The organism is Rhodopseudomonas sp., from assembly GCF_048594845.1.
GTDB lineage: Bacteria > Pseudomonadota > Alphaproteobacteria > Rhizobiales > Xanthobacteraceae > Rhodopseudomonas.
This window is the reverse complement of record NZ_JBMDXE010000301.1, coordinates 1-26,281: the sequence shown is the minus strand read 5'-3', so window position 1 is coordinate 26,281 and position 26,281 is coordinate 1. Positions and strand designations below refer to the sequence as shown.

The window sequence follows — 26,281 nt, the reverse complement described above, 5'->3', positions numbered from 1 at the left end:
AGCCCACCGCAGGAAGCAGCAGCAGGCTGGCGTCGAGCACGTCGGCGCCGTAGTGCTCGACGAACGAGTTCTGCTTCGTATCGAAGCCCTTGGCGCAAACATCCCGATGAATGTGATCGCGGAGCGCCCTCCATTTGTCGAGCGGCGCCTCCAGCCCGAATTTTTCCGCGCTCTTGATGCCCCGGTCGAAAGCCACCCAGCACATCACTTTGGAAAATACGTAGTGTTTGCCGGCGCCGCGTCTCTCCCAGATGCCGCTGTCCGGTTGATTCCAGACTTCGGCGAGATGCTCGAGTACGGCCCGCTCCATCGACCAAGTGTCGCCGTCGAGTTCGAGCCCCGCCATCCGCCACTGATGAAACGCATCGATCAGTTCGCCATAAACGTCGAGCTGAAGCTGGCCATGGGCGGCGTTGCCGATCCGTACCGGTTGGGCGCCCTGATAGCCGGGCAGCCAGTCGGCTTGCCATTCGAGCAGCCGCCGATGGCCGTAAATCGAGTACATGATCTGCATATCGGCGGGCGCACCGGCGGCTGCGCGCATCAGCCAATGGTGCCAGGCAGAGGCTTCGCTGGAATAGCCATTGTTCATCAGTGCGAACAGCGTGAAAGTGGCGTCGCGAAGCCAGCAGAAGCGATAGTCCCAGTTACGCGAACCGCCGAGCTGCTCCGGCAGCGAGGTCGTCGGTGCCGCGACGATGCCGCCGCTCGGCTGGAAGATCAGTGCTTTGAGCGTGATCAGCGAGCGCATCACCAGATCGCGATGGTCGCCATCATAGGTGCAGCGGCCCGCCCAATCGGCCCAGAACGCCTCGGTATCGCGCAGCGCATCGAGCGGATTGACGAGGTCCGGCACCGGGAGATGCGATGGCCCATAGCTCATCACGAACGGAATCGTCTCGCCTTCACTGACAGAAAAATCCGCGACCGTGGTCATCGCTTCGCCGTGCGTCAGGACGGGCGAGCGCAGCACCGCCATGTCGGGGCCGCAGATGGCGAGCAACTCGCCTTCCCGCTCGCCGCGCTTCACCCAAGGGATGTTGACGCCGAAGCCGAAGCGCAGCACCAGGTGCATCCGCATCTCGACAGTACCGGACTCGCCGCGCACCAGCCGCACGACATCCGACGCCTTGCCGCGCGGCGGCATGAAGTCGATCAGCGTGACGACGCCATCCTCGGTGACGAAACGGGTTTCGAGAATGAGACTGTCGCCGCGATAACGTCGGGTCGTCCTGGTGATCGGTCCGCAGGGGCTGAGCTGCCAATGGCCATGGCTTTCGTCACCGAGCAGCGCCGCAAAGCACGCGTCGGAGTCGAAATAGGGCCAGCACAGCCAGTCCATCGAGCCATCGTACCCGACAAGAGCAGCCGTCTCGCAGTCTCCGATCAGCGCATAGTCTTCGATGTTACCCGGCAACGGCGTTCACCGCGTGGCTGCGCTCTTCGGTGGCCGCCAGGAGCGCCTGCCCGTTGATCACCGTGGCAATCTCCTCCAGCCCAGTGGGCAGCCGCCGACGCCAGTTCGGATGCTCGAACACCGTGCCAGGCACGTTCGGCTGATCGATCACGCCGAGCAGATCCTCCAGCGAGATCGCAAGCAGCCGCGACGGTGTGCGCGACAGGAAGGTCAGCACCGCGTAGATGTCTTCGTGCTGAATTCCCTGGTGTCGCAAGGCATCTCCCAACATGTTCAGCGCGTGCCTCCGGGCGTCGTCGCTTTCGCCGGGATCGACACCCATCGAACGCTTGAAGTGCAGATCGGCGAGGCTGCGCCATCCTGAATAGGTGGCCAGATCATGGGTGTTGAAGGTCACCAGCGCTTCCGGCAAATAATGATCGATGCCGTAGAACCAGCCCTGATGATAATCACGCTCGAACATCATCACGCGATATGACCAGATGCCCCAGCTCGCCAGGCGCTCGCGAAATCCTTCCGGCACCGTGCCGAGGTCCTCGCCGATCACCACGCAGCGATTGGCAACGCTCTCCTGCGCGGTGACCGCCAACAGCGCATCGAACGGCATCGTGACGTAGACGCCGCTATTCGCCGCATAGCCGTGCGGGACCAGATAGAGCCGGTTGAGCCCGAGCACATGATCGAGCCGGATCGCGCCTGCATAGCGCATGGCGGCGCGCAGCATGTCGCGGAACGGCGCGAAGCCGGTGAGTTCGAGGCCTGCGGCATTGAAGCCGGCGAGCCCCCAGTTCTGCCCGGCAGAATTGAGCTGATCGGGCGGCGCGCCGACCGAAAGATGCCGAGAAATTGCAAGTTGCTCGTTCCAGGCATCGAAGCCGTCGCTCTGCACGCCGACGGCGACGTCGAGATAGAGGCCGACGTCCATGCCGCGGGCCACCGCGAGATCGTGACAGGCACGCAGCTGATCGTCAGCACACCACTGCACGTACTCGACGAATTCGATCTCGCTGCCGTCCGGTCCGTCGCGCAGTTCGGCGGCTCGGGCATCGTCGGGCTGCTGCCATTCGGCGGGCCATTCCCACCACGGCTTCGCGAATTTATGCCGCAGCGTTTCAAAGCATGCGAACCGCGTCAGCAGCGGCGCACGATCGCGGCGGAAAGCCTCGAATGCGGCACGACGGGACGGGTCCGCCGCCGTACGAAAGCGGTCGTGAGCGGCGCGCAGCGCACGCCATTTCAGATCGGCGACGGCGCGATAATCGATCAGTTCGGCATCCCGCAGCAGCCCCGCGGTCTTCTCCGCTTCGGGCAGATCGGCGAGTGCGAATTCGGGAAGCTGCTCGACATCGACGTAGAGCGGATTGAGAAACAGCCGGCTGTTCGGCGAGTAAGGGCTGCAATCGCCCGGCCGATCGTCGAATAAGGCGTGCAGCGGATTGAGCCCGATGCCACCTGCGCCGAGCCCCGCGGCAATATCGATCAGTCGAGCGAGATCGGTGAAATCGCCAATGCCCCAGTTGCGCGCCGAGCGCAGCCCATAGAGCTGCACGGCCACGATCCAGGAGCGCTGGAAATCGCCGCGATAGGCCGCAGCGGGCGCCACCAGCAGCGGCGTAGTCTCGGTGCGGCCCGCAGTGTCGGATAATTCCAGCCGATAGCTGCCGGTCGGCAGATCTGCCGGCAGATCGAGGCCGCGGCCGTTTGTCTCGCCGGACGCCAGCGTGGCCTCACCCGCGACGACCTTCCAGGCAACCGGCTCGGCGGCATTGGGCCGTAGCTGGGGACGCAGTGCGTCGCCATGGCGGACGACCACTACATGCTCCAGCAACGGGTGAACCGCGGCCGCCGGCATTGCGTCGAGAATGATCTGAAGGGCCGCCGGCGGGGTGACGTGACGATACCCCTGGCCATCGAAAAACTCGGTCTGGATTCCGAGCTCTGCCGCTTTGGTGAATAAATCCATCACGCACGCTGTCTGCGGCGGCGCGGGGAGCGCCGCGAATCCGTCAATTCCGAATAGGATAGTCGTCTGCAACGCGATTGCGTAGGGTGGGTTCCCGGAACCTTGCCGTTCCAGAAGCTTTGTAACGGACGACGGCCCGTTGTTCGTTTCCAGGGGGATGGGACGCCAGTCCTATTACGGCATCACCGTGAACAAATCGACACAAGCAATTCAAACCGTCGCGGCAGGCGGTGCTTTCCACATCGAAGACATCTATCCGATCATCGATGGCGGCCGTTTTCCCATCAAAAGAGTGGTCGGCGAGCCGATCGAGGTGTGGGCGGACATCTACCGTGACGGCCATGAGGTCATGGCCGCAGCACTGATCTGGCGCCGCGAGAACGACCAGACTTGGCAGCGCACGCCGATGCGGCATTTTGCCAATGACCGATGGACCGCCACATTCGTGCCGGACGCTATTGGTCGATATGTCTACGCGATCGAGGCGTGGACGGACGAGTTCGCGACCTGGCGTCATGGGATCGAATTGAAGCTGAAGGCCGGTCAGGATGTCGCGCTGGATGCGCTCGAAGGCGCCGGGATGCTGACACGGGCGCTGCACGGCGGCCCTGAGGCGCTCGCGATCGTCCACCGACAGTGTGAGGACTATCTGCAGACCGGCGAAGTCGGCACCCTGCTCGCCCCCGAGCTGAACGACGCCATGGCCGAAAGTCAGGGGCGTCCCGACCTCACCCGTTCAGCCTTGCTCCCGCTGATGATCGACCGTGAGCGTGCCCGCAACGGCGCATGGTACGAAATGGTGCCGCGCAGCCAGAGCAAGGTGCCCGGCCAGCACGGCACGTTCCGCGATTGCATCGACCGGCTGCCGGACATCGCCGCGATGGGTTTCGACGTGCTGTACTTCACGCCGATTCACCCGATCGGGCGCGTCAACCGCAAGGGGCGCAACAATTCTTTGAAGTCCCAGCCTGGCGATCCCGGAAGTCCTTACGCCATTGGCGCCGAGGAAGGTGGCCACGACGCGGTGCATCCCGAACTCGGCACGCTGGCCGATTTCCATGCACTTCTGGAAGCTTGCAAACTCGTGAACCTGGAAGTGGCGCTGGACGTCGCGGTGCAGTGCTCGCCGGATCATCCCTGGCTGAAACAGCATCCGAACTGGTTCAAGCGCCGCCCCGACGGCTCGATGAAATATGCGGAGAACCCGCCGAAGAAGTACGAGGACATCGTCAATCCCGACTTCTCATGCGAGGACGCGGGCTCGCTGTGGAACGCGCTTCGCGACGTGATCCTGTTCTGGGTCGACCAGGGCGTGAAGATCTTCCGGATCGACAATCCGCACACCAAGCCGCTGCGGTTCTGGGAATGGATGATCCGCGAAGTGCAGCTTCGTCACCCCGACGTCCTGTTTCTCGCCGAGGCTTTCACACGGCCGAAGCTGATGAAGGGCCTTGCCAAGCTCGGCTTCAGCCAGTCCTACACCTACTTCACCTGGCGCACCCAGAAATGGGAGATCGAGGAATACCTGCGGGAGCTCACCCGTTACCCGGAGCGGGATTTTTATCGGCCGAACTTCTTCGTCAATACGCCTGACATCCTGCCTTTCCATCTGCAGGGTGGCGAAACGTGGATGTTCAAATCCCGCCTCGCCCTCGCCGCGATGCTGTCATCGACCTATGGCATCTATAACGGCTTCGAACTGATCGAACACGAGCCGATCCCCGGCAAGGAGGAATATCTCGACTCCGAGAAATACGAGATCAAGGTTCGGGACTGGGACAAGCCCGGTAACATCAAGCCTTATATCCGCGACATCAATCGTGCCCGCCGCGCCAATCCGGCACTGCAGCAAACCAGCAACCTTCGCTTCCTCGATGTTCAAGATCCCAACGTGACCGGCTTCATCAAGTATTCAAACGACCTCACCAACGTGGTTGCGTGCGCGATTGCGCTGTCGGCCGACCCGCACGAATTCTGGCTCCCACTGGGCGACACGCAGGTGGAGGTTGGCGGCGAGCGGCGGCCCGTCGCGGCCGTCGAGAACATCCTCACTGGCGAACGCTTCGGCGTCGAATGGGGCGGGCTGCATCTGCGGATCGATCCGCAGCGCGATCCGACATTGCTATTCCGCTGCCTCGCATGAAGGGAGCCGTCATGAATCTGATGTCCCCGATCGACGAGACCGCAGACACCCTCGACACCCAGGCCACCGACGATATCTGGTACAAAGACGCGATCATCTACCAGCTGCACGTCAAGGCCTTCGCCGACAGCAACAATGACGGCATCGGCGATTTTGCCGGCCTGACGGAAAAGCTGGATTATCTACAGGATCTCGGCGTCACCACGCTGTGGCTGCTGCCGTTCTATCCCTCGCCGCAGCGGGACGACGGCTACGACATCGCCGATTACGGCTCGATCAATCCCGATTTCGGCACGATGAAGGACTTCCGCCGCTTCATTGCCGAAGCGAAGCGGCGTGGCCTGCGCGTAATCACCGAGCTCGTGATCAATCACACCTCGGACCAGCACGCCTGGTTCAAACGGGCACGGCGAAGCGCCAAGGATTCGAGCGCGCGCGACTGGTACGTCTGGAGCGACACCGACCAGAAGTATCAAGGCACCCGGATCATCTTCACCGACACCGAGAAGTCGAACTGGACGTGGGACCCGGAAGCCGGCCAGTATTATTGGCACCGCTTCTTCTCGCATCAGCCCGACCTCAACTTCGACAATCCGCGTGTCGTCAGCGCCGTCGTCAAGGTGATGAAGCGCTGGCTCGACACCGGCGTGGACGGCTTCCGGCTGGACGCGATTCCTTATCTGTGCGAGCGCGACGGCACCAACAACGAGAACCTTCCGGAGACCCACACGGTCATCAAGAAGCTGCGCGCCGAGCTCGATGCCTATGCCAAGGGCAAGGTACTGCTGGCCGAAGCCAATCAGTGGCCAGAGGACGTGCAGGAATATTTCGGCCAGGGCGACGAATGCCACATGGCCTATCATTTCCCGCTGATGCCGCGGATCTACATGGCGATCGCTCAGGAAGATCGTTTCCCGATCACCGACATCATGCGCCAGACGCCGGAAATCCCGGCGAATTGCCAGTGGGCGATGTTCCTGCGTAACCACGACGAACTGACGCTCGAGATGGTCACCGACGTCGAGCGCGATTATTTGTGGAAGACCTACGCGGCCGACCCGCGGGCGCGCATCAATCTCGGTATCCGGCGCCGGCTTGCGCCGCTGATGGACAACGATCGTCGCAAGATCGAACTGATGAACTCGCTGCTGCTGTCGTTTCCCGGCACGCCGATCATCTACTACGGCGACGCAAGCGGTATGGGCGACAACATCTATCTGGGCGACCGCAACGGCGTCCGCACGCCGATGCAATGGTCCCCGGACCGCAACGGCGGCTTCTCCCGTGCCGATCCGGCGCGGCTCTATGCCCCGCCGATCATGGACCCCGTCTACGGCTACGCTTCGGTCAATGTCGAAGCCCAGGCGCGAAGCCTGTCCTCGCTGCTGAGCGCTACCAAGCGGCTGATCTCGGTCCGCAAATCGACTCCGGCTTTCGGCCGGGGAACCATGACCTTCATTCGCCCGACCAACCGATCCGTGCTGGCTTATGTCCGCCAATACGAGGACGAAGTCATCCTCTGCGTCGCCAATCTGTCACGCTCCGCACAGCCGACCGAGCTCGATCTGTCGCCGTGGAAGGAACGCGTCCCTCAGGAGATGCTTGGACGTACGAAATTCCCGGCGATCGGCGAACTGCCCTACATGATTACGCTGGCGCCTTACGGGTTCTACTGGTTCAAGCTCGAGGAACGCGGCATGTCGGAACACGTCGCGCCTGCTGCCACAGCCCTGGAGTTCGAGACGCTGGTCGTCCCGGTCGGGGCGACCTGGATGTCGCTGGCGCGCACCCGTGGGGTGTTCGAGCGCGACGTCTTGCCGGCCTTCCTCTCGCGCACCCGCTGGTTTCCGGAGCGATCGATGCGGGCGATCCAGCCGCATGTCACCTCGGCGATCCCCTTCTCCAACACGCACGAGAACCGGCCCTGGCTGGCGTTCTTCGAAGCGAGCGTGCGCGGCGTGGACGCCCGCTACGTCCTGCCGATGCAGATCAACTGGGTTCGCTTCGATCGCGAGCGCTACAACCCGCGAGCCTTTGCGGCCGTCCGCCAGGGCTCGCGCGAAGGCACGCTGCTCGACGTCGCCGGCGACACCGAGTTCACAAGCCTGCTGCTCGACAATCTGCGCGACGGCGTCGTGATCGAAAACGAAGGCGACCGGTTGGAATTCCGGCCGGGGTCGCGGTTGGCCGAGAAGCCGGCGGGCCCCTACGAGCAGATCCGCGCCGTCTCGACCGAGCAGTCGAATTCCACGGCGCTGGTCGGCGAAGATTACGTCATCAAGCTGTACCGGCGACTGGAGAGCGGCATCAATCCCGAGATCGAGATGGGCCGCTTCCTGACCGAGGTTGCCGGTTACGCAAACACGCCGCCCCTACTCGGTAGCGTCGAGCTGGTCGAGGGCGACAAGGTCAGTGCCATTGCGGTCGTCCATGAGTTCGTCGCCAATCAGGGCGACGGCTGGATAATGACTTCGGGCTATCTCGACCGCTACGTCGACGATCAGCGCGTGCTGATGAAGGCGGAAGAAGAAAGCGTCAGCGAAGAACTGGCACCGTATCTGCGCTACATGGAGCAGACCGGCCGCCGCGTCGCCGAGATGCACCTCGCGCTCGCGAGCCATCCTGAGGTGGCCGACTTCGCACCGGAGCCGATCAACGGCGAGGATGTCCAGCGTTGGACAGAAACGTTGGCGGCCAATGCCACCCGCGTGCTCGACGAGCTCGGGCGCAAGCGCGAGGGGCTGAAGGACAGTGACCAAGCATCGGTCGACGAATTCCTGGGGCTGCGCGAAGGACTTGCGCAACGGCTGCAGGGCCTGCTCGGCGAGCACGGCGGCCTGAAGATCCGCCACCATGGCGATTTCCATCTCGGCCAGATGCTGATCGTGAAGGAAGACGTCTTCATCATCGATTTCGAAGGCGAGCCGCGGCGGTCGCAGTCAGAGCGGCGCGCCAAAGCACCGGCGGCGCGCGACGTCGCGGGCCTGGTCCGCTCCATCGATTACTCGACCACCGCCGCACTCGAGCGGGCGCTGAAGACTCACCCCGAAGAAGCCGGCAAGATCGCTGCTGCACTCGATGCCTGGCGAGAACGATCCACCGAGGCCTTCCTCACCGCTTACCGCGAGACGATGGCCGACAGCGCGGTGTGGCCGGCCGATCCCGCCGCATCCGAGCGGCTACTGGACTTCTTTCTGATCGAGAAGGCATTGTACGAGATCGAATACGAGCTCGCCCATCGTCCCGACTGGCTCCGCGTGCCGCTGGCTGGCATTCTTCGCATCCTGACTCGGCAGCCCGAGGAGACGACATGACTGCGCATTTGACGGACGAGGCCTACGCGGTTCTCGAAGGCCGACACAGCGATCCTTTCCACTTTCTCGGCCCTCATCCGGAGAATGATCGCGTGGTGGTGAGGACACTGCTGCCTGACGCAGCGGCCGTCGAGGCTGTCGGGGAGCATGGCGAAGCCGCTTCACTCGAACGGATCCATGATGCCGGATTGTTCGTCGGATCGCTGCCGAACGGCTCGCGTCACTACCAGCTCCGTGCGCGGTTCGGCGACGCGACCGTTGATCTGCAGGACCCGTACCGGTTTCCGCCGATCCTCACAGACTTCGATCTGTATTTGCTGGGCGAAGGCACGGATCAGCGTCTGTACGATAAGCTCGGCGCGCACCCCATGGTGCTCGAAGGAGTGCCGGGCGTTGCCTTCGTCGTGCTCGCGCCGAACGCACGCGGCGTCAGTGTCGTCGGCGATTTCAATTTCTGGAATCCGCGCCGCCACCAGATGCGTGTTCGCGGAAACGGATATTGGGAGCTGTTCATTCCCGGTGCGTCAGCCGGCGACCACTACAAGTACAACATTACCGGGCCGCACGGCGAACAGCTGCCGCAGAAGTCCGATCCTCTCGCGTTTGCCGCGGAGCTCCGCCCTAAGACCGCTTCGATCGTGCTGGACACGACGACGCTGCCGCATCCCCGCCCCGCGCCGTCCAACATCAATGCGCTCAGCGCACCGATGTCGATCTACGAGGTGCACCTCGGCTCATGGCGCCGCAAGGATGGCGACCAGTGGCTGACCTATCGCGATCTCGCCGAGCAGCTGCCGGCCTACGTCCGCGACATGGGCTTCACCCATGTGGAATTCCTGCCGGTCAGCGAACATCCATTCGACGGGTCCTGGGGCTATCAGCCGACGGGGCTGTTCGCACCGACCTCGCGGTTCGGCACGCCGGAAGATTTCTGCGCGCTGATCGATGCCTGCCACGCCCACGGCCTCGGCGTGTTGCTGGATTGGGTCCCCGGCCACTTTCCGGACGATCCCCACGGCCTCGGCAATTTCGACGGCACCGCGCTGTACGAGCACGCCAACCCGATGCAGGGGCGTCATCTCGATTGGGGCACCCTGATCTACAATTACGGCCGCACCGAAGTCGTCAACTTCCTGGTGTCCAATGCCCTGTTCTGGCTGGAGCGCTATGGCATCGACGGTCTACGCGTCGATGCCGTAGCGTCGATGCTGTATCTCGACTACAGCCGCCCGGCCGGCGGCTGGATACCGAACAAATTCGGCGGCCGCGAGAACATCGAGGCGATCGACTTCCTGCGCAGGTTCAACGCCGAGGTCTACGCCCGCTTTCCGAACGCCACGACAGCCGCCGAAGAGTCGACCGCCTGGCCTCAGGTGTCGCGGCCAATCGAATTCGGCGGGCTCGGCTTTGGCTATAAGTGGAACATGGGGTGGATGCACGATACGCTGAATTACATCAGCAAGGATCCGATCCACCGCAAATATCATCACGGCCAGATCCTGTTCGGGCTGCACTACGCCTTCTCTGAAAACTTCATCCTGCCGCTGTCCCATGACGAGGTCGTGCACGGGAAACGGTCGATCCTCGGCCGCATGCCCGGCGACGAGTGGCAGCGTTTCGCCAATCTGAGGGCCTACTACGCGTTCATGTTCGGTCACCCGGGCAAGAAGCTGATGTTCATGGGCAGCGAGTTCGGCCAGGAGCGGGAGTGGAATCACGATCGCTCGCTCGACTGGCATCTCCTGGAAACTCCGAAATATGCCGGCGTGCAGGCGCTGATCCGCGATCTCAACAAGCTGTACCGCGAACTCCCGGCGCTCCATCAGCTCGATTGCGACCCCTACGGCTTCGAATGGGTCATCACTGAGGATTCCGGCCGTAACGTCTTCGCCTGGATGCGCAAGGGGAACGATACCCGCGCCCGCTGTCTGGTGGTCGCAAACTTCTCGCCGAATGTTTATAAAGACTACCGCGTTCGCGTCCCCTTCCCGGGGCGTTGGCGTGAGGTGTTGAATTCCGATGCGGGGATTTACGGCGGCAGCAATGTCGGCAACGGCGGCGGAGTTCATACCCTTGACGGGCTGGTTCCCGAGCTTAGTCTCACCCTTCCGCCCCTCGCCGCGATCTTTCTGACGCCGGAAGACTAACAATGCGCCTCACTGCTGGAAGCTGCTCTCGTCTCGGGGCGACCTGGGACGGGCGCGGCACCAATTTCGCTTTGTTCTCCGCCAACGCTCACAAAGTCGAGCTCTGCCTGTTCGACAGCCAAGGCCGCCGCGAATTGGAGCGGATTGAGCTGCCGGAGCGCACCGAAGACGTCTGGCACGGCTATCTCAACGACGTCTCGCCCGGCCAGCTTTACGGCTATCGCGTCCACGGTCCTTATGATCCCGAACGCGGTCATCGCTTCAATCCCCACAAGCTTCTGCTCGACCCCTATGCCAAGCGGCTGTTCGGCCGGCTGGTGTGGAGCGATGCGCACTTCGCCTATCGCACCGGAAGCCCTCGCGAAGACCTGTCGTTCGACCGCCGCGACAATGCGCGCGGCATGCCGAAATCGGTCGTCATCGACGAAACCGGCGGCTTTTCCCGGATGGAGAGCCGCCCCGGCACGGCCTGGGAAGACACCATCATCTACGAAGCCCACGTCAAAGGACTGACGCAGCAGCGCGAGGACGTCCCTCCCGGACTACGCGGCACGTTCGGCGGTCTCGCCGCCCCCTCGATGATCGATCATTTCAAGAGGTTGGGTGTCACCGCGATTGAACTTCTCCCAATCCACGCGCTTATCGATGACCGCATGCTGGTTGAGAAGAAGCTCGTGAACTACTGGGGCTATAATACGATCTCCTTCTTCGCGCCGGAGCCTCGCTACGCTGCGGACAATCCGCTCGACGCGTTCCGCACGACCGTCGCACGGCTGCACGATGCCGGCATCGAAGTCCTGCTCGACGTCGTCTACAACCACACCGCCGAAGGCAATCACCTCGGCCCGACGCTGTCGTTCCGCGGCATCGACAACGCCTCTTACTATTGGCTGGCAAGGGACAATCCGCGCTACTACGACGACTTCACCGGTTGCGGCAGCTCGGTCAATCTCACGCATCCTCGCGTGCTGCAGATGGTGATGGACTCCCTGCGCTACTGGGTCGAAGTCTGCCACGTCGACGGCTTCCGGTTCGACCTCGCGACGACTCTGGCCCGCGGCCCCAACGGCTTCGACCGCAATTCGGGCTTCTTCACCGCGATCCGTCAGGACCCGGTGCTCGCCTCCGTCAAACTGATCGCCGAGCCGTGGGATCTCGGCATGGGCGGCTACCAGGTCGGTGCGTTCCCGTCGCAATGGTCGGAGTGGAATGATCGCTATCGCAGCGCGATGCGCCGCTACTGGAGCGGCGAAGGCAGCCTGATCGGTGAAGTGTCCCGGCGGATGACGGGATCGTCCGACATCTTCAACCACGACAGCCGGATGCCGCGGGCGAGCATCAATCACGTCACCGTTCACGACGGTTTCACCCTCGCCGATCTGTTCAGCTACAACGAGAAGCACAACCTCGCCAACGGCGAGGACAATCGGGACGGCTCGAACGACAATCACAGCAACAATTGCGGGCACGAAGGCCCGACCGACGATCCGGACATCCTTGCGCTGCGCAGGCAGCTTCGAAAGAACCAGCTCGCCTGCCTGTTCCTCGCGCACGGGGTGCCGCTGCTGCTCGCCGGCGACGAGGTCGGTAATTCGCAAAACGGAAACAACAACGCCTATTGCCAGGACAACGAAATCGGCTGGGTCGATTGGAAGGGATTGAGCAGCGACGGCGACGACATGGTCGACTTCGTCGGGCTGATGGTCGAGTTGCGCAGCAATTTTCCGCAGCTGCGCTCGCGGCGCTGGCTCGACGGCCGCCGCGCCGATGGCAGCTATGGCGTGTTGTGGCTGACTCCCTCCGCCGCCGAGATGACCGAGCAGGATTGGGCATTTCCGGACGGACGCTTCCTCGCCTACGTGCTCAGCCCCTCGCAGCCGGCCACCGATGCGATCTTCATCGTTCTGAATTCCGGCATCGAAACGATTCCGTTTCTGCTGCCGAAGCTCCCCGAATATCAGAACTGGCATCAGCTGTTCGATACCACCAAGGACACCGTGCAGGTGGCGCCGCTGGCGTCCGGTAGCGCATCGTCCGCCCCACCCCGATCCGTCATGGCGTTTTCCGGAGCCCCTGCATGAACAGCCGATCCCACGGCCCGCGCTTCACTCAAAACGGAGTTGAATTCCGGCTGTGGGCTCCGAATGCGGAACGCGTCGATGTCGTGCTGGACAGCGCGCATCCGATGCAGAAGGACAAGGACGGTTGGTTCAAAGCGGACATCGAGGGCATTGGCGGCGGCGCAAGCTATCGCTTTCGCATCAATGGTGACACCGAGGTGCCCGACCCGGCCTCAGCATTTCAGCCCGAGGACATTCCCGGTCTGAGCGAAGTGATCGACCATTCAGCCTACCCGTGGCGGACTTCGGAATGGCGCGGACGGCCATGGGAAGAGACCGTGGTGCTCGAAGCACATGTCGGCACCTTCACGCCGCAGGGCACCTACCGGGCGATCATCGACAGGCTTGATGATCTGGTCGCCACCGGCATCACCGCTCTGGAGCTGATGCCGCTGGCGGATTTCCCGGGGCGACGCAATTGGGGTTACGACGGCGTGTTGTGGTACGCCCCGGACAGCGCCTATGGCCGCCCTGAGGATCTCAAAGCCCTGATCGATGCCGCCCACGAGCGCGGGCTGATGGTGTTTCTCGACGTGGTCTACAATCACTTCGGTCCCGAGGGGAATCATCTCGGCCAATACGCACCGACCTTCTTCTCTGATTCGCATACGCCGTGGGGCAACGCGATCAACTACTATGTCGAGCAGGTTCGCGCCTTCGCGATCGACAACGCCGTCTACTGGCTGCGCGAGTATCGGTTCGACGGCCTGCGGCTTGATGCCGTCCACGCCATCCCGGACCAGGGCGAGATTCCGATGCTCTACGAACTCAGCCGAGAAGTCGGCAAGCTCGCGGCAGAAACCGGACGTCACCTGCACCTCGTGCTGGAGAACGACGACAATATCGCAGCCCAGCTCGATCCGACGATCGATCCGCATCGCGGGCAATATCGTGCGCAGTGGAACGACGACTACCACCACGCCTGGCACGTTGCCCTGACGGGAGAGAAGCAAGGCTACTACTCGGACTATGCGGCCGAGCCGCTGCAGCACGTCGCACGCTCACTCGGCTCGGGGTTCGTGTATCAGGGCGAGCCGTCCGAGCACCGCGGTGGCGAACCGCGCGGTGAGCCGAGCGGTGAGCTGCCGACGCTCGCCTTCATCAACTTCCTGCAGAACCACGACCAGATCGGCAACCGCGCTCTCGGCGACCGGCTCGAAAGCCTGGCTCGTGCCGAAGCCGTGGAAGCCGCGCTGGCGATCACGCTGCTCGCACCGACTATCCCGATGCTGTTCATGGGCGAGGAATGGGGCTCGCAGGCCCCCTTCCCCTTCTTCTGCGACTTCCATGGCGATCTCGCCGAAGCCGTCCGCCAGGGCCGCCGCAAGGAATTCGCGGGCGCTTACGAGAAGTATGGCGACGATGTCCCGGACCCTCTCGACGAGTCGACTTTCAAAAGCGCTGTGCTCGACTGGAGCGAGCGCGAAAGCGGCGCCGGCGCGAAGCGGCTGGCCCTTGTGAAGCGGTTACTGGCCGTGCGGCGCGAAACACTGGTGCCGCGCCTCCGCGGCGCCAAGTTCGGCGATGCAACGGCCACCGAGAAGGGCTTCTTGACAGCGGACTGGCGGCTCGGTGATGGCGCCACTTTGCGGCTTGCGGCCAACCTGGCGGACCACCCCCTCGACGCCCAGCCTCCCGTTGGAACCAAAGTGTGGGGCGACGATTGGGACGGGATCATTCCGCCGTGGGCGGTCTCCTGGCGCCTTGAAGAGTCCTGATGTCCCCTCCGATCCCGACTGCCACCTACCGCATACAGTTGACCGCCGATTTCGGCTTCGACGACGCCGCTGCGATCGTCCCCTATCTCAAGGCGTTGGGCATCTCTCATCTCTACGCCTCGCCCTTTACGAAGGCGCGCAAGGGATCGAGCCACGGCTACGACATCGTCGACCACACCAAGCTCAATCCGGAGCTGGGCGGCGAGGAAGGCTTCGCACGGCTGTCGGCGACGCTGAAGCAGAACGACGTTGGACTCATCCTCGATTTCGTCCCCAACCATGTCGGCGTGCATTTCGCCGACAACCCGTGGTGGCTGGATGTGCTTGAGTGGGGTCCGGCATCCCCGCATGCCGCATCGTTCGATATCGACTGGGAGATGCTGCCGTTTCGCAGTCGCGGCGGCGTGCTCCTCCCGATCATCGGCTCGTCCTATGGCAAAGCTCTCGAAGCCGGCGAGATCGAGCTGCGCTACGATACCGAGGAAGGCAGCTTTTCGGCATGGTACTTCGAACACCGCCTCCCGATCGCGCCGCAGCGCTATGGCGAAATTCTGCGCGCGATCGTGCGCGAGGCCGACGCGGCCGAAAGCGATGCCGGCAAGGCTTTGCTCGAGCTCGCTGATCGCTACCGCGGCGTCAGCCATCCGGACCGTAAGGAAACGCCGGCTTTCAAAGCAGCGCTGAAAGCCGTGCCCGGCGGGGCGGCCCTGATCGAAAAAGGCCTCGCTGCCTATAGAGCCGGCGAAGGACGCCCGGCCCAAATTCAGACACTCCACAATCTGCTGGAACGCCAGCACTACCGGCTCGGCCACTGGCAACTCGCTACAAGCGAGATCAACTATCGCAGATTCTTCGACGTCAATACGCTGGCCGGACTGCGAGTCGAGGACGCCGCAACGTTCGAGGCCATGCACCGGCTCGTGAAGCGCCTGGTGGCAGATGGGCAACTGCATGGGCTGCGGCTCGACCACATCGACGGGCTGCGCGATCCCGCCCAGTATTTCCAGCGATTGCGGAAGCTGACCCGCGACGCGCAAGGTCCGGCTGCCGCACCGCTCTACATGGTCATCGAGAAGATCCTTGGCGAAGGCGAGGATCTTCAGCGCTTCGCTGGCGTGCACGGCACCACCGGCTACGAGTGGCTGAACGTGATCACGCAGGCGCTCGTCGACAGCAATGGCCTCGAACCGCTCGACGAGATCTGGCGGCAGATCAGCAACAGCTCGCCGGATTTTGCGCCGGTGCTGATGCGCGCCAAGCGCCGGGTACTGGAGACCCTGCTGCTCAGCGAATTCACCGTGCTGACGCGCCTGTTGGCGCGGATCGCCAATGGCCACTACTCCACTCGCGATTTTTCCGCCGACAATCTGCGGCAGGTGTTCGAGCTCTATGTCCTGCATTTCCCGGTCTATCGCACTTACATCACCGGCAATGGTCCGACGACATCCGATCGCGCGTTGATCGAGCAGACGATCGAGAAGGCCCGCGCCGATTGGTACGGCGCCGACGACGGCATTTTCGATTTCTTGCGCGATGCGCTGACGATGGATCTGTTGAAGCCCGGCCGTGCCGCGCACAGCAAGCCGCGGGTCCGCCGTTTTGCCCTGAAGGTCCAGCAATTCACCGGACCGACGATGGCGAAGTCGCTGGAAGACACCGCGTTTTATCGCTACCACCGACTACTCGCGCTCAACGAAGTCGGTGGCGAGCCGGCTGCCCACGCGCTGTCGCCGGACGCGTTTCACAAGCTGATGATCCAACGCGCCCGGGATTGGCCGCACGGCATGACCGCGACCATGACCCACGACGCCAAGCGGGGCGAAGATGCGCGAACGCGTCTCTTGGGACTTGCCGAAATGCCCGGTGAATGGGCCGCCACGGTGTCGAAATGGAAGGTGATGAATGCACCGCACGTCGTCACCGATGGCGGAGTGCGCGCGCCCTCGGCGACGTTCGAATATATGCTGTATCAGGCGCTGCTCGGCGCCTGGCCGCTCGACGAAGACCCCGACTTTGCAGCCCGGGTGCAGGCCTTCGCCCTGAAAGCCGCGCGCGAAGGCAAGGAAGACACCAACTGGATCAACCCTCATCCCGACTATGAGGACGGCGTCAAAACCTTCATCGAGCGGATCCTTGATCCGGCGAAGTCCGGGTCGTTCCTGGAATCGTTGAAGACTCTGTCACAGCGGCTCTCTGTGATCGGCGCACTGAACTCGCTCAGCCAGGTGACGCTCAAGGCGACAATGCCCGGCGTTCCGGATTTCTATCAGGGCACCGAATTCTGGGATTTCTCGCTGGTCGATCCCGACAATCGGCGCGCGGTCGATTTCAACGCGCGTGCGAAGTCGCTTGAGGCCCTCTCAAACCCCGATTGGGCGGCGCTAATCGGAGATTGGCACGATGGCCGATTGAAGCTGGCCTGGACCCGACAACTGCTGAAGCTGCGCGGCGAATTGCCAAAGGTCTTCACCGATGGTGATTATCTGCCGCTCAAGCTGAGCGGTCCGCATGCCGAGCACGCGATCGCCTTTGCGCGAACTCATGGCTCGGATGCGGTGATCGTGGCAGTCGGCAAGAACTTCGCGCCGCTGTCCGATCATGGCCGGCAATGGCCGCGCGGCGATATGTGGGACGCCACCATCGAGACCGATGGGCTGATCCTGAGCGAGGACGAGGCCAAACCCGGCCTTCCGCTTCGCGACCTGTTTCGGGATCTCCCCGTTGCCGTGCGACGTGCCCACGTTACCGGAAGCCGCGCCGGCAAATCTCGCCGCAAACCCGAAATCTGACAGCGGCTGCCCTCAGTGGGCAGCCCGTGAGGCATCCTGCTATTTCTTCTTCTCCAGCAGCAGATGGCCGCGATCCTTGATCGCGCGCTGCGCCACGTCGGCGAATTTCTGTAGCAGCCATGGCAGCCGCACCTCGACCACGACGTGGTCGTCCGCGACATCGACCTGGCCGGAGGCGACCTGGCCGAGTGCCCGCACCCTAAACATCATGCGGTCGCCGTCCCATTGCTCGTGATCCACCTTCATCACCGGCACGGACACTGCCGCCCGGCTCAATCCGGCTCGCAGGCGACGGATCGCCTCCTCGCGACCGAGCCGATGGGGGATGGATACGACAAGCGGAGCTGACATCGGGGCTTCCTTCCGTCCGGACTAACTAACCATTGGTCATGTAGGCGAGCCGGGCAGAAATAACAGGGCGCCGTGCACACGCATGGGTTCAATCGCCGGAACCTTCACTCTTGCCGCGGGTTTCTGCTGCGACAGGCGGAGCATTCGGGCGGTCCGTCGCGACAAGGAGAGCGAGATGTCTATCGGCACAATCATCCTGATCATTCTGATCATCGCCTTGCTGGGCGGCTTCAGCGGCATCGGCGGCGGCCCATTCTACGGCACCGGCTATTACGGCGGCGGCGGCCTCGGCCTGGTGATCATCATCCTCGTGATTCTGCTGCTGCTCGGCAAGATCTAAGCAACTTCTCGGACGTCATCCCCCGCTCGAAGCCAGTGATTTAATCGCCGGCTTCAGCGGGGTTTCGGCTTTGCCGTAATCGGCCCAAGCTTTGGTCTTGCGCAACAACGCCGGCACGGTCTCCACCGTATAGCGCTTCGGATCCAACCCGGATTTGACCTGCGGCCAAGTGAGCGGCATCGACACCGTGGCGCCTTCGCGAGCGCGCGGCGACAGCGGCGCAACCGCAGTCGACATCCGGTCGTTGCGCAAGTAATCGAGAAAAATCTTACCCTCGCGCTGCTTCTTGGACATGTTCAGCAGATAGCGCTCCGGACTGTCCTCGGCCATCTGCGCGCACACCGCCTGCGCAAAGGTCTTGGCCTGCTTCCAGTCCACATCATTCCTGGGCGTGAGCGGCACCACGACATGCAGGCCCTTGCCGCCCGTCGTCTTGCAGAATGTCGCAAGGCCGAGCGACTCGAGACGCTCCTTCATCTCGCGGGCCGCGCCGATCACTTCGTCGAATCCGACTTCCGGCGCAGGATCGAGATCGAACACCAGTCGTCCGGGAACATCGTAGCGATCTGGAGCGCAATTCCAGGGATGGAGCTCGAGTCCACCGATCTGCGCAACGGCGATCAGCCCCTCGATACGATCGATCTGCACGTAGGGTTTGCGATCTCCCGACACTTTCGCAAGGTCGATCAGGTTCGACATGCCGGGCATCGCGTGGCGCTGGAAGAAGTGCTCCCCATTGATGCCATCCGGCGCGCGCACGATCGAGCACGGCCGTCCCCGAATGTGCCCGATCAGCCAGTCGCCGACCGCCTCGAAGTAACTCGCGAGATCAGCCTTGGTCACCGCGCCGCTGATCTTGCTGGCCGGCCACAGCTCCTTCTCCGGCTTGGAGATCACAACGCCCATCACCTCGGCGCGCCCAGCCGAAGCGGCGGCACGCTTTCTGCCCGCACCCGCCGCTTTACGCTTCGGCGCCGCCGTCCTCTTTCTGGCCGGCCTCCCTTCAGGCTTCGGCTCCGCGATCTCCACCTTTGCGGGGATTTCGGCCTCTACCTCCGACGCGGGCTTGTCGGCACGCAGCCCCTTGAACGCGGCCTGACGCACCATGCCGGCGCCGGTGAAGCCGGCGAACTCGATTTCCGCGACCAGCTCGGGCGCCACCCAATGCACGTCGCGCGTTTTGCGGGGCGCGCTTTTGCCGGAGAACGGATTGGTCTTGCTTTCCCGCGCCTTCAATTCGGGGAGAATGCGTTTCACCACATCCTGCCCGTAGCCAGTTCCCACGATGCCGACATAGGCGAGCTGATCATCGCGGTGCACGCCGACCATGAGCGAGCGAAACTTCCCCGCGGTCGTCTTCCACCCACCGATCACCACCTCGTGGCCCGCCCGGCATTTTGCCTTGGTCCAGCTTTCGGTGCGGCCGGAGCGATACGGCGCGTCGAGCTTCTTGGAAACGATGCCTTCGAGCGACAGCTTACAGGCCGATTTGAGAATCGCTTCGCCACCGCTTTCGAAGTGATCGACATAGCGGATCAGCCCCTCTTTACGCCGCCCCCGGGCGGTCTTCAGCAGCGCGGCCAGCCGCTCCTTGCGGTCCGCCAGCGAAAGGCCGCGAAGGTCTTCGCCTTCGGCGTACAGCAGGTCGAACGCAAAGCAGATCAGATTGCTGGTGTCGCCATCGGACAGTGCCGCCTGCAGCGCGGCGAAATCCGGATGACCATGATGATCGAGCGCAACGATCTCGGTGTCGATGATGGCATCCGGCAGGGCCGCAGCCTCGTCGGCGATGGCCTGAAACCTCGCCGTCCAATCAAGTCCCTTGCGCGTCCTCAGCACGGCATGGCCATCAGCGATGCGAAGTTGCATCCGGTAGCCGTCGAACTTGATCTCGTGCCCCCAACCCTCGGCGCTGGGCGGCCGATCGACCGAGATACAAAGCTGCGGCGGCACGAAATCCGGCATCGCGGCGCGCTTCGCGCTGACACGCTTTGACGACTTGCCGGCGGCCTTCGTGGCTTTGCTGGTCTTGGTCGCTTTGCGTGACGGCTTGGATGAGTTGCCGGTGACCTTCGCCGCGCGTTCGTCTGCGGCAAGGCCTTTGTTCGAGTCCCATATCGCGTCGGCTTTCACTCGCGCGACCTTGCCGGTCATGAACGGCTTCGGTGCCCGCCCCTTGCCTTGTGCAATCTGATCCATCGCGCGGCCGGACGCGACGGAGCGGTCTTCGTCCAGCACGCTTTCGCCATGGCCATCCTGAGCATACTCGTCGCGATGCTTGATCAGCAGCCAGTTGGTGCGCTTACCGCCGTTGCGATCATGGCGCATCCGCACCAGCACCCAGCTGCCATGCAGCTTCTCGCCATCGAGCGTGAACTTCAGATCGCCTTTCTTGAAGCCACGCTCCGGATCGTCACTGTCCCAGTAACCGCGGTCCCACAGCAGCACCGTGCCGCCGCCATACTGCCCTTCCGGAATTGTCCCCTCGAAGTCACCATAGTCGAGCGGATGATCCTCGACCTCGACGGCCAGCCGCTTGTCGTGCGGATCGAGCGACGGTCCCTTGGTGACGGCCCACGACTTGAACACGCCGTCGTATTCGAGCCGCAGGTCGTAGTGCAGCCGCGTCGCGTCGTGCTTCTGGATGACGAAGCGGCGCCGCTTCGACGAAGCGATCGCCACATCGCCGGACGGCTCCGCGGTCTGCTCGAAGTCGCGCTTCTTGCGATACAGCGCGAGGTTCTTGTTGGGCGCCATGAGGGTCTCCAGATCGGGACGCTGACTTGCGGATGCGGAACCAAAACCCTAGCGTTCGGTTGAAGTTCCCAACCGGCTCGCGCCGGCGACAGTCGCATTCCCCGCCTCGGAGAGCATCATGGCCCCGCGTCGCGCCTACTGGAAGGGCTCGCTCAAGCTGTCCCTCGTTACCTGTCCGGTCGCGCTGTATACCGCCTCGACCAGCGTCGAGAAGACGCGCTTCCACATGATCAACACCGAGACCGGCAACCGGCTCAAGCAGCAGATGATCGACGAAGACACCGGTGAGGTCGTCGAGAAGGATCAGAAAGGTCGCGGCTACGAGGTGCGCAAGGGCAAATACGTCGAGATCGAAAAGGAAGAGCTCGAGGCAGTTCAGATCGAAAGCAACCATACGATCGATATCGACAGCTTCGTGCCCGCTGAGGAGATCGACAAGCGCTATCTCAATCATCCCTACTACATCGTGCCGGAAGGCAAGGCGGCCGTTGACGCCTTCGCGGTGATCCGCGATGCGATGAAGGACAAGGGCCGCGTGGCGCTGGCGCGGATCGTGTTGACGAACCGCGAGCACGTGCTGGCGATCGAGCCGCTGGGCAAGGGTCTGCTCGCGACGACGCTGCGCTACCCTTACGAACTGCGCGACGCCGACGAGTATTTCGACGACATCAAGACGCCGAAGATCTCCAAGGACATGATCGAACTCGCCGGCCATATCCTCGATACCAAGGCGGCGCATTTCGATCCGTCGAAATTCAAGGACGAATACGAGACAGCGCTGAAAGCCCTAGTGAAGCGCAAGGCTGCCGGCAAGTCGATCAAGCTGCCGGAACCGCAGGAGAAGTCCGAGAACGTCGTGGACTTGATGGATGCGCTGCGCCAGAGCCTTGGCGGCAAGAAGAGCGGAAAACCCGCTGCGCGGCGCGCGTCATCCCGGGGCGGCGGCCGCTCCGCCAAGAAGGCCCACCGCTCGGCGGCCCGCGCGCGAAAGGCGAGCTGACGGCTTCAGCCGCTGTCACTGCCTGTGCACTGGAGCGCAATCTGAACTATTTCGGCCCACCCGCGCGTCATCCCGGAGCGGGAGCGCTGCTCACAAACCCTGAATGTCTGCGGTGACGACAAGTTTTCAGATAGCCGCCGAGGCTCGGACTTATATCCGCAGCAACCACCGTCGACATTCCGGGGCCGCCGTTACGCGGCACCCCGGAATGATGGGCAGGGATTTCAGGACTTCTTCTTCGACGATTTTTTTCCAGACTTCTTCGTCGATTTACGGCTAGAGGATTTGCGTGACGTCGAACTCTTGCCGGTGGATTTTCCGGACGACTTCGAGCTTCGCTTGGTCGAGCTCTTGGCAGCCTTCTTGGTCGTCCTGCTCGCAGACTTAGTTGTCTTCTTGCTCGCGCTCTTGGTAGTTTTCTTTGCCGCCTTCTTCCCGGATTTCTTCGCCGACTTCTTGCTCGGCACCTTCTTGCCCTCGGCGCGGGCCTCGGACAGGCCAATCGCGATCGCTTGCTTGCGGCTCTTGACCTTCTTGCCGGAGCCACCGCTCTTCAGCGTACCGGCATTCCGTTTTTTCATCACGCGCTCGACATCAGCCGACGCGGCTTTCGAATATTTCCGGGCCATCAGATTCTCCTTGGTAATCCCAAGTCCCAATAGTTCCGGATGATAATAAGTTCCAGATCAACGAAACTTCTGCGCGCACATTGGATCGAGAACCAGCATCGACCCAGCATGGCATAGAAGGGTCGCCCGTATCATCATCGCAACGCGACACGCACTCAGCTATCTGTCGCCCTATCGCAAGCGCTGACTTTCTCGATGACAAATACGATCATCGCATCGTTACGCGTGCTACTTTCCAGGCGATCACCCGTCTGCTGAAGCAAGACCGGAATGTCGACCAACGACATCGGATCGGTGCAGCGCACTTCGAGCCGCGCACCGATGGCAAGCGTCATCAATGCCTTGCGCGTTTTCAACACAGGCAACGGACACTTCAAGCCAGTGAGATCGAGTACGATCGTCGTCATCGCGGGGACGATGGCGAAGCAGAGCCGCTGCGTCAATTGTCACGGCCTTGTGCTTATTGCGGAGACGTGCCGCCGCGCGCTATGACCCCCTCGCGCCGAATCTGCTGGAAGACGACCAAAATGCCCGACCCGCTTGCCACCTCCGCTGTCATTCTGGCTGGAGGCTTGGCGCGCCGAATGGGTGGAGGCGACAAAGCGCTGCGGGAGATCGGCGGGCGTAGCCTGCTCGGGCGCGTCATCGACCGTCTGACGCCGCAATGCGAGCGCCTCGTTCTCAACGCCAACGGTGATCCGGCGAGGTTCGCCGCGTACGGTCTGCCGATCGTGAGCGATCCGGTCGCGGATTTTCCTGGCCCGCTCGCCGGCGTGCTCGCCGGCTTGGATTGGCTCGAGGCCCATCATCCCCAAACCGAATGGATGCTGAGCGCGCCGGCGGATTGTCCGTTTCTGCCAAACGATCTGGTCGCACGGCTGCATCAGGCGCGAATCGATCAACAGGCACAGATCGCGGTGGCCGCATCGGCCGATCGCACCCATCCGGTGATCGCTTTGTGGCCGCTCGACATGCGGGCCGATCTGCGCCGCGCCCTGCTCGCGGACGATGTTCGCAAGGTTGATCGCTTCACCGCCTGCTACGCACGCGCCGTGGTGGACTGGCCGACGGATCCGTTCGATCCCTTCCTCAACGTCAATGCGCCGGAAGACAGCACTGCCGCCGAACGCATCGCGGCACGATACGGCGCCTGACAGCTCATGCCCCGGAACGCCGAGTCGGCTCGTGCGTTGGAATGTCGCAGATCCACTCCCGGGAGATGACCATGAAGCGCATCGCTCTGTGTGCCGCGATCCTCGCGGTTACGTTCACGTCCGCCGCCGAAGCAAAGGGTTGTATCAAGGGCGCCATCGTCGGCGGCATAGCCGGTCATTTCGCCGGTCATGGCAAGCTCGGCGCCGCTGCAGGTTGCGTGATCGGTCATCACGAAGCCAATAAGGCCGATAAGAAGGCACAACAGCAGCAGACCGGCCAGAATTAGTTAATTCGCCCCATCGTCTTTGCGAGCGTTGCGAAGCAATCCATGCGCCGAGTCCGGTGCTGGATTGCTTCGTCGTTTTTGACTTCTCTGAAGGGTGCTCCTGCTACGGCGTCAGCACCGCACGGCCGATCAGCTTGCCCTTCTGCAGATCCAGCAACGCGTCATTTGCCTTCGGCAATGGCAGCGGCGTCACAGGAATCGGCGCGATCTTCTTGCCCCGGACCAGGTCGAGCAATTCCTGCGTTTCGGCCAAATTGCCGACGTAGCTGCCCTGGATGGTGATCGCCTTCATCGGAATGAACGGCAACGCCCACGGCGCGCCGCCGCCGAACAGGCCGACGATCACCAGCTTGCCGCCCTTGGTAAGACAATCGAACCCGAGCTGCGCGGTCTGCGCATTGCCGACCAGATCGAGCGCGCCCCGAATCGGCATGCCGGCCTTGGCCATGATCTGCTCCAGCGCGTCGGGTGCAGCGCCGTCGACCGACGCCAATGCACCGGCCTTTTCGGCAGCCTCACGCTTGCTCGCATCGATATCGACCATGATGGCGCCCTTGCCTCCCATCGCCTTGAGCAGCGACAGCGCCATCAGCCCAAGACCGCCCGCGCCGAAGATCACAATCGGCTCGTCGAGACAGAATTCGAGCTTCTTCAGCGCGCTGAAGGTGGTGATGCCGGAGCAAGCATATGGCGCCGCTGTCACCGGATCGAGGCCGTCGAGGCTGAGCAGATAGCGCGGATGCGGCACGATCAGTTCGTCGGAGTAGCCGCCGTCGCAATACACGCCGAGGAAGCGCGGCTTCAGGCACATGTTTTCATCGCCGGCTTTGCACACGGCGCACTGGCCGCAGCCGATCCAGGGATAGACCAGAGCGACTTCGCCAATCTTCGCGTCCTTGGCATCGGGCCCTGCGGCGACGATCTCGCCGACGGTCTCGTGCCCCATCGTCAGCGGCAGCGCGACGCCACGATCCGCCAGCGACAGCTTCTTGCGGCCGTGGCCGAGTTCGTAACCGCCTTCCCAGATGTGCAAGTCGCTATGGCACACGCCGGCGGCTTTCACGCGGACCAGCACCTGCGTGCCGGTCAATTCCGGCGTCGGCCGGTTCTCCTCGCTGAGCGGCTGGCCGAAGCCGGTGACACGGAAGCTCTTCATGGCGCGTTCTCCCCAATGTTTGTTGCGGCAAAATATGGCACGCCGCTGTCAGGCCGTCGACCCGCTCGCGCGCTCAGGCTGCCGAGCGAAATTCGTCGGCGGTTTGCTGCACCAGCTCACCAACCGTGACGACGCCGCCGACGCCCGACGACGAATGGCCCGCGCTCCAGATGTCGCGCCAGCGCTTGGGACGTTGCTCGCGCGCACCGACGTCGATGTCCTTGCCGATATCGATCGCACCCCGCTCAGGCAAAGCATCGGGATCGAGGCCGGCGGCGACAATCGAGGGTCGCAGCATGTTGGTCTGCAAGCCGGTGAACGCCTTGGTGAGCAGGATATCGTCGGCGGACGACTCGACCACCATCGCCTTGTACCGCGGATCGGCGAGGCTCTCCTGCGTGGCGATGAACTTGGTGCCCATATAGGCGAGATCGCAGCCGAGCGCCGTGGCGGCGCGCAGCGCAACGCCGTCGCTAATTCCGCCGGCCAGCACGATCACGCCGTCATAGAATTTGCGCACCGCGCGGACGAAGGCGAACGGGTTCAGCCAGCCGGTCTGCCCACCCGCGCCTGCCGTCAGCAGCACCAGTCCATCAGCACCGGCCGCGGCCGCGCGCTCGGCGTGACGAATACTCGCGACGTCTGCCAGCACCATCGCGCCGGCGTCGTGCAGCGGCTTGATCACCGGTTCAGGTGATCCGACACTGGTGATCACGATCTCCGGCTTGTGCGCGAGCAGCACCGCGAGATCATCGGTCAGCCGCGCGTTCGAACGGTGCACGATCAGATTGGCGCACCATGGCGCGACGGCCCTGCCAGTCTTATCAGCGTGTGTCTGCGCGCGCTGCTCGATTGTGCTGATCCAACCCTCGAGTTGTTCCGTACTACGGCAATTCACCGTCGGAAACGATCCGATCACCCCGCTTGCACACGCCGCCGTCACCAGATCGACGCCCGAAACCAGAAACATCGGTGCCGCGATCAGCGGCAGTTCGA

General features: G+C 63.0%; 18 protein-coding genes. 10 read left to right on the top strand and 8 right to left on the bottom strand.

Translation table 11 applies throughout. From position 1 onward, the window contains the following. Both ACOJTD_RS19785 and malQ read right to left on the bottom strand, forming a co-directional pair. Positions 1–1,417 (bottom strand): glycoside hydrolase family 15 protein (locus ACOJTD_RS19785; protein WP_420134569.1); only part of this gene is annotated, 1,417 nt, incomplete at its 3' end. Then, positions 1,407–3,380 carry a 4-alpha-glucanotransferase gene (malQ, locus tag ACOJTD_RS19780; RefSeq protein ID WP_420134568.1) on the bottom strand — a complete coding sequence of 658 codons (1,974 nt, stop codon included), beginning with the start codon at positions 3,378–3,380 and terminating at the stop codon, positions 1,407–1,409. The genes ACOJTD_RS19785 and malQ, both read right to left, overlap by 11 nt. 157 nt (positions 3,381–3,537) lie before the next feature. Here malQ and ACOJTD_RS19775 point away from each other — a divergent pair, with 157 nt between their 5' ends. Genes ACOJTD_RS19775 through treY form a run of 6 tightly spaced genes read left to right on the top strand, consistent with a single transcriptional unit; the run spans position 3,538 to position 17,611 of the window. Next, on the top strand, positions 3,538–5,523 hold the full coding sequence (locus tag ACOJTD_RS19775) for an alpha-1,4-glucan--maltose-1-phosphate maltosyltransferase (protein ID WP_420134573.1): 1,986 nt from the start codon (positions 3,538–3,540) through the stop codon (positions 5,521–5,523). Between the two features lie 11 nt (positions 5,524–5,534). Then, positions 5,535–8,837: a maltose alpha-D-glucosyltransferase gene (gene treS, locus ACOJTD_RS19770; RefSeq protein WP_420134567.1), complete on the top strand. Its 3,303-nt coding sequence runs from the start codon at positions 5,535–5,537 to the stop codon at positions 8,835–8,837. Then, the gene (gene glgB / locus ACOJTD_RS19765) at positions 8,834–10,984 is read left to right on the top strand and encodes a 1,4-alpha-glucan branching protein GlgB (RefSeq protein WP_420134572.1); all 2,151 of its coding nucleotides are present in this window, start codon (positions 8,834–8,836) and stop codon (positions 10,982–10,984) included. The genes treS and glgB overlap by 4 nt, the downstream gene beginning before the upstream one ends. A 2-nt stretch (positions 10,985–10,986) precedes the next feature. Continuing rightward, complete coding sequence (gene glgX / locus ACOJTD_RS19760; RefSeq protein ID WP_420134566.1) at positions 10,987–13,065, top strand: glycogen debranching protein GlgX; 2,079 nt, start codon at positions 10,987–10,989, stop codon at positions 13,063–13,065. Further along, the gene (treZ, locus tag ACOJTD_RS19755) at positions 13,062–14,822 is read left to right on the top strand and encodes a malto-oligosyltrehalose trehalohydrolase (RefSeq protein ID WP_420134565.1); all 1,761 of its coding nucleotides are present in this window, start codon (positions 13,062–13,064) and stop codon (positions 14,820–14,822) included. The genes glgX and treZ overlap by 4 nt, the downstream gene beginning before the upstream one ends. Continuing rightward, entirely contained in the window at positions 14,822–17,611 is a 2,790-nt protein-coding gene (gene treY / locus ACOJTD_RS19750) for a malto-oligosyltrehalose synthase (RefSeq protein WP_420134564.1), read from the top strand. The genes treZ and treY overlap by 1 nt, the downstream gene beginning before the upstream one ends. 39 nt (positions 17,612–17,650) lie before the next feature. Here treY and ACOJTD_RS19745 read toward each other — a convergent pair whose 3' ends face one another. Beyond that, positions 17,651–17,962, bottom strand: a complete 312-nt coding sequence (locus ACOJTD_RS19745) for a polyhydroxyalkanoic acid system family protein (RefSeq protein ID WP_420134563.1) — start codon at positions 17,960–17,962, stop codon at positions 17,651–17,653. Between the two features lie 175 nt (positions 17,963–18,137). Between ACOJTD_RS19745 and ACOJTD_RS19740 the strand changes: the two genes are divergently transcribed. Beyond that, the gene (locus ACOJTD_RS19740) at positions 18,138–18,302 is read left to right on the top strand and encodes a DUF3309 family protein (RefSeq protein WP_082364053.1); all 165 of its coding nucleotides are present in this window, start codon (positions 18,138–18,140) and stop codon (positions 18,300–18,302) included. A 15-nt stretch (positions 18,303–18,317) separates the two neighbouring features. Here ACOJTD_RS19740 and ligD read toward each other — a convergent pair whose 3' ends face one another. Then, positions 18,318–21,059: a DNA ligase D gene (ligD, locus tag ACOJTD_RS19735; RefSeq protein ID WP_420134562.1), complete on the bottom strand. Its 2,742-nt coding sequence runs from the start codon at positions 21,057–21,059 to the stop codon at positions 18,318–18,320. A gap of 118 nt (positions 21,060–21,177) precedes the next feature. On the opposite strand from ligD, the gene ACOJTD_RS19730 reads away from it, so the two are divergent. Further along, entirely contained in the window at positions 21,178–22,059 is an 882-nt protein-coding gene (locus ACOJTD_RS19730; RefSeq protein WP_420134561.1) for a Ku protein, read from the top strand. A gap of 224 nt (positions 22,060–22,283) precedes the next feature. On the opposite strand, the gene ACOJTD_RS19725 is transcribed toward ACOJTD_RS19730, so the two are convergent. Both ACOJTD_RS19725 and ACOJTD_RS19720 read right to left on the bottom strand, forming a co-directional pair. Continuing rightward, the gene (locus ACOJTD_RS19725) at positions 22,284–22,688 is read right to left on the bottom strand and encodes a DUF6496 domain-containing protein (protein ID WP_420134560.1); all 405 of its coding nucleotides are present in this window, start codon (positions 22,686–22,688) and stop codon (positions 22,284–22,286) included. A gap of 155 nt (positions 22,689–22,843) precedes the next feature. After that, positions 22,844–23,095: a sulfurtransferase TusA family protein gene (locus ACOJTD_RS19720; protein WP_420134571.1), complete on the bottom strand. Its 252-nt coding sequence runs from the start codon at positions 23,093–23,095 to the stop codon at positions 22,844–22,846. Between the two features lie 81 nt (positions 23,096–23,176). On the opposite strand from ACOJTD_RS19720, the gene mobA reads away from it, so the two are divergent. Both mobA and ACOJTD_RS19710 read left to right on the top strand, forming a co-directional pair. After that, entirely contained in the window at positions 23,177–23,842 is a 666-nt protein-coding gene (gene mobA / locus ACOJTD_RS19715) for a molybdenum cofactor guanylyltransferase MobA (protein WP_420134559.1), read from the top strand. Between the two features lie 71 nt (positions 23,843–23,913). After that, entirely contained in the window at positions 23,914–24,129 is a 216-nt protein-coding gene (locus tag ACOJTD_RS19710; protein ID WP_420134558.1) for a hypothetical protein, read from the top strand. A gap of 103 nt (positions 24,130–24,232) precedes the next feature. Here the strand turns inward: ACOJTD_RS19710 and ACOJTD_RS19705 are convergent, their stop codons facing one another. Together ACOJTD_RS19705 and ACOJTD_RS19700 are read right to left on the bottom strand one after the other, a co-directional pair. Then, the gene (locus tag ACOJTD_RS19705) at positions 24,233–25,285 is read right to left on the bottom strand and encodes an alcohol dehydrogenase (protein ID WP_420134557.1); all 1,053 of its coding nucleotides are present in this window, start codon (positions 25,283–25,285) and stop codon (positions 24,233–24,235) included. A gap of 73 nt (positions 25,286–25,358) precedes the next feature. Next, entirely contained in the window at positions 25,359–26,276 is a 918-nt protein-coding gene (locus ACOJTD_RS19700) for an NAD(P)H-dependent flavin oxidoreductase (protein WP_420134570.1), read from the bottom strand. Positions 26,277–26,281 lie beyond the last annotated feature (5 nt).

What these genes read in the sequence shown, in the direction of transcription:
- ACOJTD_RS19740 (WP_082364053.1), top strand. Translation starts at nt 18,138, where the DNA reads ATGTCTATCGGCACAATCATCCTGATCATTCTGATCATCGCCTTGCTG.
- ACOJTD_RS19745 (WP_420134563.1), bottom strand. Translation starts at nt 17,962, where the DNA reads ATGTCAGCTCCGCTTGTCGTATCCATCCCCCATCGGCTCGGTCGCGAG.
- ACOJTD_RS19775 (WP_420134573.1), top strand. Translation starts at nt 3,538, where the DNA reads ATGGGACGCCAGTCCTATTACGGCATCACCGTGAACAAATCGACACAA.
- ACOJTD_RS19725 (WP_420134560.1), bottom strand. Translation starts at nt 22,688, where the DNA reads ATGGCCCGGAAATATTCGAAAGCCGCGTCGGCTGATGTCGAGCGCGTG.
- ACOJTD_RS19710 (WP_420134558.1), top strand. Translation starts at nt 23,914, where the DNA reads ATGAAGCGCATCGCTCTGTGTGCCGCGATCCTCGCGGTTACGTTCACG.
- treS (WP_420134567.1), top strand. Translation starts at nt 5,535, where the DNA reads ATGAATCTGATGTCCCCGATCGACGAGACCGCAGACACCCTCGACACC.
- malQ (WP_420134568.1), bottom strand. Translation starts at nt 3,380, where the DNA reads ATGGATTTATTCACCAAAGCGGCAGAGCTCGGAATCCAGACCGAGTTT.
- treY (WP_420134564.1), top strand. Translation starts at nt 14,822, where the DNA reads ATGTCCCCTCCGATCCCGACTGCCACCTACCGCATACAGTTGACCGCC.
- ACOJTD_RS19705 (WP_420134557.1), bottom strand. Translation starts at nt 25,285, where the DNA reads ATGAAGAGCTTCCGTGTCACCGGCTTCGGCCAGCCGCTCAGCGAGGAG.
- mobA (WP_420134559.1), top strand. Translation starts at nt 23,177, where the DNA reads ATGACCCCCTCGCGCCGAATCTGCTGGAAGACGACCAAAATGCCCGAC.
- glgB (WP_420134572.1), top strand. Translation starts at nt 8,834, where the DNA reads ATGACTGCGCATTTGACGGACGAGGCCTACGCGGTTCTCGAAGGCCGA.
- ligD (WP_420134562.1), bottom strand. Translation starts at nt 21,059, where the DNA reads ATGGCGCCCAACAAGAACCTCGCGCTGTATCGCAAGAAGCGCGACTTC.
- ACOJTD_RS19730 (WP_420134561.1), top strand. Translation starts at nt 21,178, where the DNA reads ATGGCCCCGCGTCGCGCCTACTGGAAGGGCTCGCTCAAGCTGTCCCTC.
- glgX (WP_420134566.1), top strand. Translation starts at nt 10,987, where the DNA reads ATGCGCCTCACTGCTGGAAGCTGCTCTCGTCTCGGGGCGACCTGGGAC.
- treZ (WP_420134565.1), top strand. Translation starts at nt 13,062, where the DNA reads ATGAACAGCCGATCCCACGGCCCGCGCTTCACTCAAAACGGAGTTGAA.
- ACOJTD_RS19720 (WP_420134571.1), bottom strand. Translation starts at nt 23,095, where the DNA reads ATGACGACGATCGTACTCGATCTCACTGGCTTGAAGTGTCCGTTGCCT.